Origin of the sequence: Sphingobium naphthae, from assembly GCF_043589935.1 — a bacterium.
Classification (GTDB): Bacteria; Pseudomonadota; Alphaproteobacteria; order Sphingomonadales; family Sphingomonadaceae; genus Sphingobium; species Sphingobium naphthae_A.
Window position 1 is genome coordinate 2,436,208 of sequence record NZ_CP171454.1, and the last position, 13,551, is coordinate 2,449,758.

Genomic DNA, 13,551 nt, shown 5'->3' on the forward strand with positions numbered 1-13,551 from the left:
GGGTGGGCTGGCCCTATTCCGCCGCCAGCAGCGCTTCGGCGCCGTGCAGATTGACCGACACGAGGCGGCTGACGCCGCGTTCGACCATGGTGACGCCGAACAGCCGGTGCATCCGCGCCATGCTGACGGCATTATGAGTGACGATGAGATAGCGGGTATTGGTCTGCGCCACCATGGCGTCGAGCAGGTCGCAGAACCGCTCGACATTGGCGTCGTCAAGCGGCGCATCGACTTCGTCCAGCACGCAGATCGGCGCGGGATTGGTGAGGAACAGGCCGAAGATGAGCGCGACGGCCGTGAGCGCCTGCTCGCCGCCCGACAGCAAGGTGAGCGCGGCCAGCTTCTTGCCGGGCGGCTGGGCCATGATCTCTAGCCCCGCTTCGAGCGGATCGTCGCTGTCGATCAGCTCCAGATGCGCCTGGCCGCCGTTGAAGAGGGTGGTGAAGAGCCGACGGAAATGGCCGTCCACCGCCTCGAACGCGGCGAGCAGGCGCTGGCGGCCTTCGCGGTTGAGGCTGCCGATCGATCCGCGCAGCTGGTTGATGGCGGTGGTGAGTTCGGCGCTCTCGGCCCGGCTGGTTGCCTGGCTGGCTTCCAGTTCCTCCAGTTCCTGGGCGGCGACGAGGTTGACCGGACCGATCCGTTCGCGTTCGGCAACGAAACGGTCATGGTCGGCCTGCTCGGTCTGGGCGATGCGGATGTCGGCGCTCGGGAAGCCGAGCTTTTCCGGGAGCACGGCGGGCGGGCATTCGAAGCGTTCGCCCGACAGGCGGTTGGTTTCGATCCGCCGTTCGTCGGCCGCTTCGGCGCGGGCCGCAGCGGTGGCGCGGGCTTCGCGCGCGGCGGCGAGCGTTTCGCCCGCCTGCGCCGCCTGCGCTTCGGCGTTGCGCAGCGTGGCTTCGGCCGCTTCTTCGGCGCTGCGCGCGCTCTCGGCCGTCGCGCGGAGGGTCGCTCCCTGGGCTTCAAGGTCGGCGATGGCGCGGGACAGTCGATCGGGTTCGGCCGCGATCGCGGTGCGTTCCTGGCCGATCTCCTCGCCGCGAGCGACCATGGCGGCGATGCGCTTTGCGGCTTCGCCGGCGCGAGCGCGCCAGCCCTTCACTTCCGCGTCAGCGGCGGCCTGACGCTCGCGATCGCTGCCAAGCGCGCGGTCGGCCAGCGCCTGGTCGGCCTGCAACTGGCTGACGGCGGCGCGCGCCTTCTCGCTGGCCTGGCCGAGCGTCGCGACCAGATGACCCGTCTCAGCGCCATCGGGCATGGCGGCGCGGGCCGCCTGTGCCTTCTCATGCTCCGCCTGCGCCCGAGCGAGATCGTTGCGCGCGGCGGTCAGCCGTTCCTCGACGGCTTCGCGGCGGCCGGCGAGCCGCTCGAGCGCAGTCGTCGCTTCGTCAGCGGCGCGCAGGGCGGCGCGCAGCCGCTGGTCGGCCTGCGACAAGGCGTTGCGGCCGGCGGCAAGGGCGGTGACTGCGCTCTGTTCGCGCCCCTTGGCCTCATCCTGCGCGCTGGCGGCGTCGTCCACATCCGCCTGGGAAGCGGGGCGAGCGGCGGCGATCGCGTCCAGCCGGTTGAGCCGGATCAGCCGCTCGGCCGCGGCCGCTCCACCCTCCAGCGCGACATAGCCGTCCCAGCGGCGCAGCTGGCCGTCGCGGGTGACGAGCCGCTGGCCCACCGCGAGCGGCTGGTTCTCGTCTCGTTCCGCCACCGCGATCTGCGCCAGGCGGCGGGCGAGAGCGGCGGGCGCGGTGACATGGTCGGCGAGTGGGGTCGTGCCGGCAGGCAGCGTGGGGTCGTGCGCTAGCGGATCGGCGCCCGACCAGCGGCGCTTGCCCTCGACCCCGACAGGCGCTTCGAGATCGTCGCCCAGCGCGGCCGCGAGCGCGCGTTCGTAGCCCGGCGCTGCCTTCAGCTGGTCGAGCGCGCGCGCCTTGTTGCCGGTGCCGCTGTCGACCGCGCGCTTGAGGGCGGCGGCTTCGCTATCCAGCGCGGCCAGGGCGGCGCGGGCGGAGGCGAGAGCGGCTTCGGCGGCGGCGCGCGCATCGGCGGCGGCCTGACGGTCCTGCTCGGCTGACTGGATCGCGGCTTCTGCGGCATCGCGGTCCGCCTGCGCCTGGGCCTGTTCCGTTTCCGCCGCGGCGCGCTGCGCTTCGAGTGGAGCCGCATCGGGCAGGGCGGCGGCATCGCTTTCGAGCCGCGCTGCGTCACGCTCGGCGCGATCGCGCTGGTTGCGCGCGGCGGCGAGCGCGGCTTCGGCGACGCGCAGCTCGGCCTGCTCGGCCGCCTGCCTGGCCATGGCTCGCGCCAGATCCAGCTCGGCGTCGCGCGCTTCGCCCTCCGCCGCTGCGATACGACCGGCGAAGTCGGGGCGCAGTTTCTCCGTCTCGGCGATTCGCGCCTTGAGCGTCGCAATCTCGGCGGTCAGCCGCGCAATGGCGTCGGCCGCGTCATTGGCGAGTGTGCCTTCCCGCGCGCGATCCTCCTCCAGCCGGCCGGCCTGCTGGCCAAGGTCGGCCAGGCGCCGAACGACCGAGTCGCGTTCGGTGCGCAGGGCGGCCAGCCGATGGCCCGCTTCATTGGCGGCATCGCGGGCCGCCTGAGCGGCGGCGCGGCGATCGGCGAGCGCGGCGACGGCGGCCTGGGCATGGGCGGCGGCAGCCGCCTGCCCCTCCTGCGCGGCGGCGACGGCGGCCTCGGCCTGGCGAGCTTGGGCGCGAGCCGCTTCGGCGCTGGCGTTCGCTTCGCGCCAGCGGGCGAACAGAGCGCGGCCTTCGGCAACGCGGATCTGGTCGGACAGGCGAATATAGCGCTCGGCCGCCTTCGCCTGCCGCCGCAGGGCATTGGCGCGCGCATCCATGTCGAGCAGGATTTCGTCGAGCCGGGCGAGATTGGTTTCGGCCGCGCGCAATTTCTGTTCAGCATCCTTGCGCCGGACATGAAGGCCAGCGATGCCCGCCGCTTCCTCCAGCATGGCGCGGCGCTCCTGCGGGCGCGCGGCGATGACGGCGGCGATCCGCCCCTGGCTGACGAGCGCCGGGCTGTGCGGGCCGGTCGCGGCATCGGCGAAGATGAGCGCGACATCCTTGGCCCGGACATCCTTGCCATTGGCGCGATAGGCGCTGCCGGCACCGCGCTCGATCCGGCGAGTGACTTCCAGTTCGCCGTCGGCGCCGACCTCTACCGCGTTGAACAGTTCGCCCTGTTCCTGCACGGTCAGCAGCGACACTTCGGCAAAGTCGCGCTGCGGCCGGCTGGCGGTGCCGGCGAAGATGACATCCTCCATGCCTGCGCCGCGCATGGATTTGGCGCTGGATTCGCCCATGACCCAGCGGATCGCTTCCAGCAGGTTGGACTTGCCGCAGCCATTGGGGCCGACGATGCCGGTCAGTCCCGGCTCGATCCGCAATTCGGTGGCGTCGACGAAGCTCTTGAAACCGGATAGCTTGAGGCGCTTTATCTGCACGGCGGCGATCCGGGGCAGTGCGCCGCCCCGGCTCCCTGATGGTCAGGCGGCGATGTCAGCCCCCCGCCGCGCAATCAGAGACCCGCTTCCTTGAGCTTGGGTTCGAGCGAGGCCCAATTGGCGACATTGTCGACCAGCACGCCGTTGATCAGGAAGCTGGGCGTGCCCTGAATCTGATATTGGTTGTTCGCCGCCTCGACGCCCTTGGCCAGCTTTTCGGCGGTGGCGGTGTCGGCCAGGCACTGCTTGGCCTGATCCTCCGAAATGCCGCGCTGCTTGGCGAAGTCGATCAGGCCGGCGATCTGGGCGATGGCGACGGGACGCTGGGCGGGGGGGAGCTGCTCCACGCCCTTGAAAGCGCCTTCCTGACCCTGAACCTTCTCGAACATCGCCTTCTGATTGGCGAAAAACTGTTCGGACAGCGGGTAGAAGACGTCCTTGCCGCCGCAGCGGGCCAGCAGCGCGGTGGTGAGGTCGATGGGATCGCGCACATAGGTGCGGAATTCGTAGCTCATCTTGCCAGTGTCGACACGCTCGCGGATCTCCGGCGAGGCGGTCTCGGCGAAATCGGCGCAATGGCTGCAGGTGAAGGACCCATATTCGACGAGCTTGAGCTTGGCGTCGGGATTGCCCATCACGAAATTGCCCTCGGGTGTTTCGTTGACGGTCGCGGACCAGCTGGTCCCGGCGGGCGCGGGAACGGCGGCGATGGGTTCGCCACTAGGCTTCGCCGCGTCCTCGCTGCTGTTGCAGGCGGCAAGGCCGAGGCTGAGGGCGACGAGGGTCAGACCGGTAAGGGCTTTCACGACGGGCAGGGCTCCGATGATTGGCGGTTCGTTGCGGGTGTAGATCAGCGTGCGACGGGGGGCAATGCAGCCTTGACGATCGCCCAGGTCGATCCGTCGACCCTCGTGCCGTTGATGGTGAAGCCGGGGGTCCCGGTGATCTTCACCTTGGTCCAGGCCTCGTCCGTCATCGCCAGCACCTGCTTCATCGATTGCGGATTGGCGATGCAGGCGTTGAGCTGGGCGTTGGTGAAGCCGCGCTTGTTCATCAGCGCGTAGAGGCCGGTCTTCTGTCCAATGTCCTGGAGCGCGGGGATCTGGTCGGTCGGCTTTGCCGCGCCGTTACCGTCATAGGCTTCGACCTTGGGGATCCAGGCGCTCTGGTTGGCGAAGAGCGCTTCGTGGTTGCCCATGAACTTCGCCGGGCCGCCGCAGCGGGCCAGCAGCGCGGCGGTGAGGTCATATTTGTCGCGCACCGCGTTGCGCACCTCTACCCCCACCTTGCCGCCCTTCACATAGTCGGTCCGGAGCGGAGCGCTCGCTTCGCCGACGAAATGGGCGCAGTGCGAACAGGTGTAGCTGACATATTCGACCAGCTTCGTGGGCGCGGCCGGATTGCCCATATAATGGCCACCGATCGGGGTCATCGTGACCCGGCTGACCCAGTTCACCGCGGGCGCGGCGACCAGGGCGGCGGGAAGGGCGAGCAGGGCGAGCGGGAGGATCTTCTTCATGGGATCATGTCCATAAAAGGGCGAGCATAAGGGAGCCCGGCTAAACCAAAGCTAAATCAACTGACCCTGGGCAGGCCGCTGCCATTGGCGAGGCCCTGCGCCAGCGATTCGAGCACGGCGCGCAATTCGGGATCGCCGATGTCGCGCAGCGAATCGCCCAGTTCCACCGGGATCGGCTTGAGGTTGCGCGGCGGCGGGCGGCGCTCGGCGGTGATCGGCGCCAGATTGCCCTGCCGCATCGCGACCTTGGCGACGGCGGCATAGCCGAAGAAGCGGTTCACCCGTTCGACGATGTCCGGCAGCACATGCTGGATCATCGGCGCATGACCGCTCAATACCGTCAATTGCAGCGTGCCGCCGGCCTTCTTGCCGACCGGAAAGCGGATCGATTCGGGCGCCGACACTGCCGCATAATGGGGGCCGACGATTTCGGTCCAGCGCGTGACGATGCTGGACTGGACGAAGCCGAACTTGCGAAAGGCGGCGCGGCCGATGTCGGGCATCAGGTCGGCGATCTGGCGCGGCGCGCCGACGCGCGGCCGTTCTTCGGCCGGGGCCTTGCGCATTTTCACTTTCGGACTGGCCGGGCGTTCCGTCATGGCCCGCTTAATGGCATAGGGCCGCCATGCGCGTCGAGGGTAGAGAGACAAAAATCGCAAGCGACCTGCTGGCGCATTATGATGTTCTTGCGCGGCGATTGCCCTGGCGCACGCCGCCCGGCGCCAATGCCGCCGACGCCTATCGGGTGTGGCTGTCCGAAGTGATGCTGCAGCAGACGACGGTGGCTGCCGTCGGCCCCTATTTCGATAAATTCACCAGGCGCTGGCCCACGGTCGCGGATCTGGCGGCAGCGCCCGATGCCGACTTGATGGCCGCCTGGGCGGGGCTTGGCTATTATGCGCGGGCGCGCAACTTGCTGGCCTGCGCGCGGGCGGTTGTGCGCGATCATGGCGGGCGCTTCCCCGATACGGAGGAGGGACTGCGGGCGCTGCCGGGCGTTGGCGCCTATACCGCCGCCGCGGTGGCCGCCATCGCCTTTGGCCGGCGTGCGGTGGTGGTGGACGCCAATGTCGAGCGGGTGGTGGCGCGGCTGTTCGCGATCGACACGCCCCTGCCGGTCGCACGGCCCGCGATCCGCGCCGCGGCCGACCGCATCACGCCCGACGCGCGCGCCGGCGATTTCGCGCAGGCGATGATGGATCTAGGCGCGACCATCTGCACGCCGCGCAGCCCCGCCTGCGCCATTTGCCCGCTGCGGCAGGATTGCGCCGCCTTCGCCACTGCCGATCCCGCAGCCTTCCCGGTCAAGGCGGCGAAGAAGGCGAGGCCGCACCGGCTGGGCCATGGCTGGTGGATCGAGCACGACGGCCATGTCTGGCTGGTGCGGCGGCCGGACAAGGGATTGTTGGGAGGGATGCGCGCGCTGCCCAGTTCCGACTGGAGCGCCGCGCCCGACCCGACGCCGCCCGTCGTGGCGGACTGGACACAGGTGGCGCAGCCGGTCGGGCATGTCTTCACCCATTTCTCGCTGGCGCTCAGTATGCACCATGCCCATGTGGAGGCGCATGTTACGCCGCATAGCGAGGGCGAATGGTGGCCGGTCGACTCCCTTGGCGAGGCCGGGCTGCCGACGCTGTTCGTGCGCGCGGCCGAAGCGGTGAGAAAGGACCAGGATGCACGGAACGCCAAGGGCTGATCGCACGCTACCGGGTTTTGTCGGCGGAACGCTGGACCGGGTCGACCATGTCCGCACCAACCCCGCCTTGCTGGCCGAGGCGTTCACCGACCCCAAGGCGCGGCGGCTGGTGCTGGACGGGCTGGACCCGGTGGAGGCGGACGGCCATCTGCTGCTGGAGCCGATCGATCGCCAGGCGCTGCTGGCGGACCATGTGCTGCTGGGCGTCGACCCGGAGCAGCGGCCGATCTTCGTAAGGCTGGCTGGCGATCTGGGCGCGAACATGGGACCGACGCCGCGCAGCCGGGGAATCGCCGGGCTGATACCCGCCGAAGAGGTCGCGCTCTATGGAGCGGCGCGCAGCCTGGTCCATTGGCATGCGCGGCATCGCTTCTGCGCCTTCTGCGGGGCAGCGACCCGGCCGGTGAAGGCCGGATGGTCGCGCCGGTGCGACGCCTGCGCGGCGGAGCATTTTCCCCGCACTGATCCCGTCGTCATCATGCTGGCGCAGCATCGCGGGCGAGTGCTGCTGGGGCGGCAGCATGGCTGGCCGCAAGGGCGCTATTCGGCGCTGGCCGGCTTCGTCGAACCGGGCGAGACGATCGAGGAGGCGGTGGCGCGGGAGACGTTTGAGGAAGCGGGCGTGCGCGTTCGTGCGGTCCGCTATGTGATGAGCCAGCCCTGGCCTTTTCCTTCGTCCCTGATGATCGCCTGCCTTGCCGAGGCGGAGGAGGATGCGCTGCGGCTGGACCCGACCGAGATAGAAGCCGCTTTCTGGTGCGATGCGGATGGCGTGCGCGCGGCGCTGGCGGGCGATCCCGATGCGCCGTTCCTGGCGCCGCCGCCGATGGCGGTCGCCTGGCATCTGCTCGACCATTGGCTTGGCGAGGTTGTTACCGCCGGCGCAAGCGCGTAAGGCCGGGCCTTCCTTTCGCCCAATCAAGGACTATCTCTCCTCCATGCTCAGCCTAGACGAAGCCCAGTCGCGCGCGCAGGACCTGGTGAACGCAGCGCGCAAGGCCGGGGCGGATGCAGCCGACGCCATCTATGCCTGCAATGCGTCGACCAATGTGTCGGTGCGCCTTGGCGCGCTGGAGGATGTCGAGCGGTCCGAGGGCGAGGAGATCGGCCTGCGCGTCTTCATCGGTCAGCGGTCGGCGAGCATTTCCGCGTCGGACATGAGCCCCGCGACGCTCGCAACGCTGGTGGAGCGGTGCATCGCCATGGCGCGGGAGGCGCCGGAGGATCCCTATGCCGGGCTGGCGCCCGAGGACCGGCTGCTGAAAAAGCGGCCGCATTCGCTGGACCTGACCGACGAAGAGGAGCCCGAGCCCGCCGCACTGCGCGAACGCGCATTGATGGCGGAGGATGCGGCGCGCAGCGTGCCGGGCATCACCAACAGCGAAGGCGGCGGCGCGTCCAGCGGGCGCAGCCAGGTGGCGCTGGCGACCAGCCATGGCTTTGCCGGCGCCTATGCGGGCACGAGCCATGCGACCTGGGCCAGCGTGCTGGCGGGCGCCGGGTCCGACATGCAGCGCGATCATGCCAGCCATTCGGCGCGCCATCTGCGCGACCTGGACCATGCCGATGCCGTCGGCGTGCGCGCCGGGCAGCGTGCGGTGGCGCGGCTCAACCCGGTGAAAGTGGGCAGTGGGGTCATGCCCGTGATCTTCGACCCGCGCATCGGATCGAGCCTGATCGGCCATCTGGTGAGCGGCATCGTGGGACCGGCGATCGCCCGCCGGTCGAGCTTCCTCCTGGATCAGCTGGGGGAGGCGATCTTCGATTCGGCGGTCACCATCATCGACGATCCGCTGCGCCCGCGGGGCCTGCGGTCCCGCCCGTTCGATGGCGAGGGCCTGCCGGTCGAGCGGCGCGCGCTGATCGACGCAGGCGTGCTGACAGGATGGCTGCTGGACAGCGCGTCGGCGCGGCAGCTGGGGCTGGAGCCGACCGGCCATGCAAGCAGGGGCGGCAGCGGCGCGCCGGGCGCCAGCGTCACGAACGTCCATATGGAAGCCGGCACCACGTCGCCGGGCGACCTGCGGTTCGACGTGGAGCGCGGCATCTATGTCACCGAGTTGATCGGCATGGGCGTCAATGGCGTCACCGGCGACTATAGCCGCGGCGCGTCGGGCTTCCTGATCGAAAATGGCGCGGTGATGAACGCCGTGTCGGAAATCACCATCGCCGGCAATCTCAGGGATATGTTCCGCAATCTGACGCCGGCGAGCGACCTGCATTTCCGTTACGCAATGAACGTGCCGACCATTCGCATCGACGGGATGACCGTTGCCGGAGGCTGAACTCCCCCTGCGCGCGATCCTGTCCGCGGTGGCGGACGCGGCCGATCATGGGCTGACCTTGTGGGCCAATGGCGATACGCGCGTGCGCCAGTGGGAAAAGGTGCCCGGCCATCCGGTGTGCGAAGCGGACCTGGAGCTGGACGCGATGTTGCGCGCCAGCCTGACCGCGATCGACCCGACCGCCGGCTGGCTGTCGGAGGAGACGGCGGACACGGTGCATCGGCTGGGCCTGTCGCGGGTGTGGGTGGTCGATCCGATCGACGGCACGCGCGATTATCTGCGCGGCCGGCGGGGCTGGGCGGTGTCGGTCGCGCTGGTCGAGGATGGCGCGGTGCGGATCGGCATATTGGCTGCGCCCGCGCGCGACGAGCTGTGGGTGGCCCAGGCGGGGAAGGGCGCGACCCGCAACGGCAAGGCGCTTCGGGCGGGCAGCCGCACGCAATTGCCGGGCTCGCGCGTGCCGGCGGACCAGTTGCCCCGCGCCGATCGCGATCTGGTCGCCGTGGAAAAGCCCAACAGCATCGCGCTGCGCATGGCGCTGGTCGCCGCCGACGAGGCCGACCTGGTCGCGACCGTGCGCTGGGGTAATGAATGGGACGTCGCGGCGGCGGCGCTGATCTGCCAGGAAGCGGGCGCGACGGTGACCGACGCGCTGGGCGATCCGCTGCGCTTCAACCGGCCGCAGCCCACCGCCTTCGGCCTGCTCTGCGCCGCGCCGGGCATTCATGGCGCGGCGGCGGAGCGACTGGCGCCCCGCGCGCAGGAGATATTGGGCCGGGGTTAGAGCTTGCCGTATTTCGCCTCGAAACCGGCGGTGTCGCCGGCGGCGAGATATTTGGCCTGATCCACCCACTGGTCGCGGATTGGGCGACCCTTGAAATTGCCCAGCCTGGCGTCGATCGCGGCAATGTCGGCATCCGACCAAGCGGCGATCTGGGCATAGCGCGTGACGCCGAGATCGATCAGCAGCGCCTTGAGCTTGGGGCCCACGCCTTTCAGCCGCAGCAGATCGTCCGGCGCTGCATCATCGGCGGGCGCTGCGATGGCGGGTGAGACGGGGATGGGTTCGGCAGGAATGGGTTCGACCGCAGGGGGCGGCGTGGGATCGGCGGCCGGCATACGGCCGGCGAACGGTTCGACCTGTGCGGCGGGTTGGACGTCGGCTGCCGGCGCGGGCGAGGGCGCGACCGGTGCGGGGGCGGGCGGCACGGCAACCGGATCGGCAAGCGGCGGCGGCGCGGTGGCAAGCGGCTGCTCGACCGGTGCGGCCGGTTCGCCCGGCGCGTCCAGATCCGGCTTGCGCTTGCCCGATAGCAGGAACACCAGGCCGATGAGGACGAGCAGCGCGATCAGCAGCCACAGGCCATAGTCCATGAAGAATTCCTGCATTGTCCTCATTCTCCTTTTCCGTAGCTTCTTCTTAATGGCGGGGCGGACCATGGGGCAAGAGCGACGGAGTGCGCGCCCGAGCGGCTTTGTTGCATCCAAGTCCCGGTGCTTGCCGCACCCCCTTTGCTCAGCCGAGCGAAGTTGACGATGCGGTCGAGCGCCTTTCGCCCCGCCGGATCGTCCAAGTTGAACTGATATTCGTGCGGCAGCGCAGGTTCGTGGCCATCCGGGAAGAAGAGGGCTTCGACAGGCACTCCCAGCAACCGAAGGCGTTCAGTCAGCCTCTTTGCCTGAGGTAAGAGCGGATCTCCATTGCCCGAAGAGACGAAACTGGGGGGAAAGTTCGATGTGACGTGATCGGTGATGGATGCGAGGCGAAACCGTTCATCGTTCATGAAGTCGTGGCTACCGGAATAGGCCCATAAGATCGTTCGCACGAACCAGCCATAGTCCCCATGCAGATCGACCGACCCGATATCATAGGCTCCCGATAACAGCAGCAGTCCCTTTATGTCCTGCGCATCGAGTTGGGGCGTGACGCCCAGCGCGCGCGCATAAGCCGGATCAGTCGTGAGCAACGAGACTTGGGCCGCGATCTGCGCGCCAGCCGAATCGCCCGCCAGAATGATATGGTCAGGGTCTACTCCCAACGCATCGGCGTTGCGCAGGATGTGACCCAGGGCAGCATTCACCTGTTCGACTGGTTGAGGATAGCGGCTTTTGCGTCCCGTGGAATATTCAACGCCGATAGTCGTAAAACCGCGGCCCGCCAGCACCCGCAGATAGTTGGCGACGCCGGCCTTGCTCCCGGCGATCCATGCGCCCCCATGCACCCAGACAATGGTCGCCTGCCGCGCAGGCGCGCTTTCCCTTCGATAGAGGTCGAACAGTTCGTCTCTCTTGCTGCCATAGCGCAGGTCGGCGCGCGTGACGATCCCGCCCGGAACATGTTTTTCCAGAGCGGCTTCCGAAGCCTGGTCTCCATCGGAAAAGGCATAAGCGATGATGGCGACCGTCGGCCACGGGCTGAGTCGGAAAGCGAAGAAGCCGGCAACGACGATCAGCGCCAATGCCATTCCGCCCCAGCGCAACCAACGCATGCTATTCAACTCCGGCGTGCTGCATGAGCGACGGATTCATGGATGCCCGCATCATGCCGTTGCCAAGGCCGGACGGGGACAGCGCGCAGAAACGCGCCAGGCTCGATTGAACGGAGCCTTCTCTCACTTCGGCTAGATTGCAGGGCGAGCCGCATTGTGCATCCTGTGACGAAATCATAGTCTCTGGACATCCCGAAGCTCTCGTCCTGTCACTAAGCGGAGCCTAGACGTCCATGTCAATTTCAAGCAAGGCCGAGCGGCGTTTCCTAAGCCATGAGGATTGGGAGGTCGTGAGACAGACGCATCATCCGGAAATCTACCAGCAGAGTCGCGATGACCTGGACAATTTGCGCAAGCGACTGCGCACCCTGCGAAGCCGGGAGCGAACGAAATTGCGTCAGACGGAGCGCGAAGTCAGAGGCAAGGCTGATCCGCGCGGTGGAAGCTTCCCGGGCAATGTCGATCAACCCCGCCGGCGGAAGCAGATTTTCGCGGGCGCGCTCAAGCGCGTGAACGCTGAAGTCGGCCGCCTGCGCAAAATCGAAGCGCAGCATGCGCTCACCCAGGCGGCCCGTCGCGCGCTGGCAATGCGGACGTCCGGTGAGTCGTTCCTGCCGCCTAACAGTGACATGGCGCATTCTGGAATGCGCGCTAAGCCCAGTGATCGTCGGCGGAAGCATGTCACAGGTCGGCGAATCGGCAGTGTCTCCCAAGCCAACAAGAATGCGCAGGCGCGGCGCGACAGGCTCGACGCGGAGTGACCACCGGTTTTAGGGGATGGGCTGCGCTGCCAGCCTTCCCGTGACCGCTGCCGACATTGGTCAGCGCGCTTCGCGTGCCACTTCGCGCCAGCCGATGTCGCGGCGGCAGAAGCCGGTGGGAAAATCAATGGCATCCACTGCGGCATAGGCCGCCGCCTGCGCCGCGCCAACGCTGTCGCCCGTGGCGGTGACGTTGAGCACGCGCCCGCCATTGGCGACCAGGGTGCCGTTCTTGTCCGCGGTGCCGGCATGGAACACCTTGGCGCCGGTCTGTTCGGCCGCCTCGATCCCCGCAATGGTGCCGCCCTTTTCCGGCGTGCCAGGATAGCCGCTGGCCGCCATCACCACCGTGAGCGCGGTCCGATCGGCAAGGGTCACCGGGCCCTGATCGGCGAGCCTGCCCTGCGCCACCGCCAGCAACAGCGCGACCAGATCACCATCGAAGCGCGTCATCAGCACCTGGCATTCCGGGTCGCCGAAGCGGGCATTATATTCGATCAGCCTGGGCCCCGCGTCCGTCAGCATCAGGCCGGCATAGAGGACGCCCGAATAGGGCATGCCTTCGGCAGCCAGCGTGTCGACGGTGGGCCGGATGATCGTGTCGATCACTTGCTGCTCCAGCGCGGGCGTCAGCACGCGGGCGGGGCTGTAGGCGCCCATGCCGCCGGTATTGGGTCCGGTATCGCCATCGCCGACGCGCTTGTGATCCTGCGCCGATCCGAAGGGAAGAATCGCGCTGCCGTCGGTCAGGGCGAAGAAGCTTGCTTCCTCGCCGGTCATGAACTCCTCCAGCACCACTTCCTCGCCCGCCGCGCCGAACGCGCCGGAGAACATGGAGTCGAGCGCCGCCAGCGCCTCGTCGCGCGTTTCGGCGATGATCACGCCCTTGCCCGCAGCCAGGCCGTCGGCCTTGATGACGACGGGCAGCGCGAAATCGTCGAGCGCCGCGATCGCGCCGTCCTTGCTGGTCACGCGGACATAGGCGGCGGTGGGGATGTTCGCGCGCTTGCACAAATCCTTGGTGAAGCCTTTCGACCCTTCAAGCTGCGCGGGTTTCTTGTTGGGGCCAAAGACCGGAACGCCCATGATGCGCAGATTGTCGGCAAGGCCGTCCACCAGCGGCGCTTCGGGACCGATCACCACCAGGCCGATCGAATGGCGGATGCAGAAATCGACCGCGGCGCGATGGTCCGCCGTATCGAGGTCGACCAGCGTGGCATGCTGCGCTATGCCCGGATTGCCTGGCGCCGCGTAGAGCGTCTTGAGGCTGGGCGATTGCGCCAGCTTCCACGCCAGCGCATGTTCGCGACCGCCGCCGCCAAGCAGAAGGATGTTCATTTCGCC

Annotated in this window: 12 protein-coding genes; 5 read left to right on the forward strand and 7 right to left on the reverse strand. The window is 68.4% G+C overall.

Going from position 1 to position 13,551, the window contains the following annotated elements; genetic code table 11:
• Positions 1-13: 13 nt before the first annotated feature.
• The 4 genes from smc to ACGGKE_RS12145 all read right to left on the reverse strand — a co-directional run bounded on the left by smc (position 14) and on the right by ACGGKE_RS12145 (position 5,575).
• Positions 14-3,457: a chromosome segregation protein SMC gene (gene smc, locus ACGGKE_RS12130; RefSeq protein WP_394438198.1), complete on the reverse strand. Its 3,444-nt coding sequence runs from the start codon at positions 3,455-3,457 to the stop codon at positions 14-16.
• A gap of 74 nt (positions 3,458-3,531) precedes the next feature.
• On the reverse strand, positions 3,532-4,263 hold the full coding sequence (locus tag ACGGKE_RS12135; protein WP_394438200.1) for a thioredoxin domain-containing protein: 732 nt from the start codon (positions 4,261-4,263) through the stop codon (positions 3,532-3,534).
• Positions 4,264-4,307: 44 nt separating this feature from the next.
• Positions 4,308-4,976 carry a thioredoxin domain-containing protein gene (locus ACGGKE_RS12140; RefSeq protein ID WP_394438202.1) on the reverse strand — a complete coding sequence of 223 codons (669 nt, stop codon included), beginning with the start codon at positions 4,974-4,976 and terminating at the stop codon, positions 4,308-4,310.
• Positions 4,977-5,032: 56 nt separating this feature from the next.
• The gene (locus tag ACGGKE_RS12145; RefSeq protein ID WP_394438204.1) at positions 5,033-5,575 is read right to left on the reverse strand and encodes a DUF721 domain-containing protein; all 543 of its coding nucleotides are present in this window, start codon (positions 5,573-5,575) and stop codon (positions 5,033-5,035) included.
• A 26-nt stretch (positions 5,576-5,601) separates the two neighbouring features.
• Here ACGGKE_RS12145 and ACGGKE_RS12150 point away from each other — a divergent pair, with 26 nt between their 5' ends.
• Genes ACGGKE_RS12150 through ACGGKE_RS12165 form a run of 4 tightly spaced genes read left to right on the forward strand, consistent with a single transcriptional unit; the run spans position 5,602 to position 9,741 of the window.
• On the forward strand, positions 5,602-6,672 hold the full coding sequence (locus tag ACGGKE_RS12150) for an A/G-specific adenine glycosylase (protein WP_394438206.1): 1,071 nt from the start codon (positions 5,602-5,604) through the stop codon (positions 6,670-6,672).
• A complete protein-coding gene (gene nudC / locus ACGGKE_RS12155) occupies positions 6,650-7,567 on the forward strand; it encodes an NAD(+) diphosphatase (RefSeq protein ID WP_394438208.1) in 918 nt (305 codons plus the stop codon). The genes ACGGKE_RS12150 and nudC overlap by 23 nt, the downstream gene beginning before the upstream one ends.
• 43 nt (positions 7,568-7,610) lie before the next feature.
• Positions 7,611-8,957: a TldD/PmbA family protein gene (locus tag ACGGKE_RS12160; RefSeq protein ID WP_394438210.1), complete on the forward strand. Its 1,347-nt coding sequence runs from the start codon at positions 7,611-7,613 to the stop codon at positions 8,955-8,957.
• Positions 8,944-9,741: an inositol monophosphatase family protein gene (locus ACGGKE_RS12165; protein WP_394438212.1), complete on the forward strand. Its 798-nt coding sequence runs from the start codon at positions 8,944-8,946 to the stop codon at positions 9,739-9,741. Before ACGGKE_RS12160 ends, ACGGKE_RS12165 begins: the two co-directional genes overlap by 14 nt.
• Here the strand turns inward: ACGGKE_RS12165 and ACGGKE_RS12170 are convergent.
• Positions 9,738-10,346, reverse strand: a complete 609-nt coding sequence (locus tag ACGGKE_RS12170; protein ID WP_394438216.1) for a hypothetical protein — start codon at positions 10,344-10,346, stop codon at positions 9,738-9,740. The two genes, ACGGKE_RS12165 and ACGGKE_RS12170, sit on opposite strands and share 4 nt — an antisense overlap.
• Before the next feature lie 5 nt (positions 10,347-10,351).
• Positions 10,352-11,446, reverse strand: a complete 1,095-nt coding sequence (locus ACGGKE_RS12175; protein ID WP_394438218.1) for an alpha/beta hydrolase — start codon at positions 11,444-11,446, stop codon at positions 10,352-10,354.
• A gap of 233 nt (positions 11,447-11,679) precedes the next feature.
• Here ACGGKE_RS12175 and ACGGKE_RS12180 point away from each other — a divergent pair, with 233 nt between their 5' ends.
• The gene (locus tag ACGGKE_RS12180) at positions 11,680-12,207 is read left to right on the forward strand and encodes a hypothetical protein (protein ID WP_394438220.1); all 528 of its coding nucleotides are present in this window, start codon (positions 11,680-11,682) and stop codon (positions 12,205-12,207) included.
• Between the two features lie 60 nt (positions 12,208-12,267).
• Here the strand turns inward: ACGGKE_RS12180 and purD are convergent, their stop codons facing one another.
• On the reverse strand, positions 12,268-13,545 hold the full coding sequence (gene purD / locus ACGGKE_RS12185) for a phosphoribosylamine--glycine ligase (protein ID WP_394438222.1): 1,278 nt from the start codon (positions 13,543-13,545) through the stop codon (positions 12,268-12,270).
• Between the last annotated feature and the right edge of the window lie 6 nt (positions 13,546-13,551).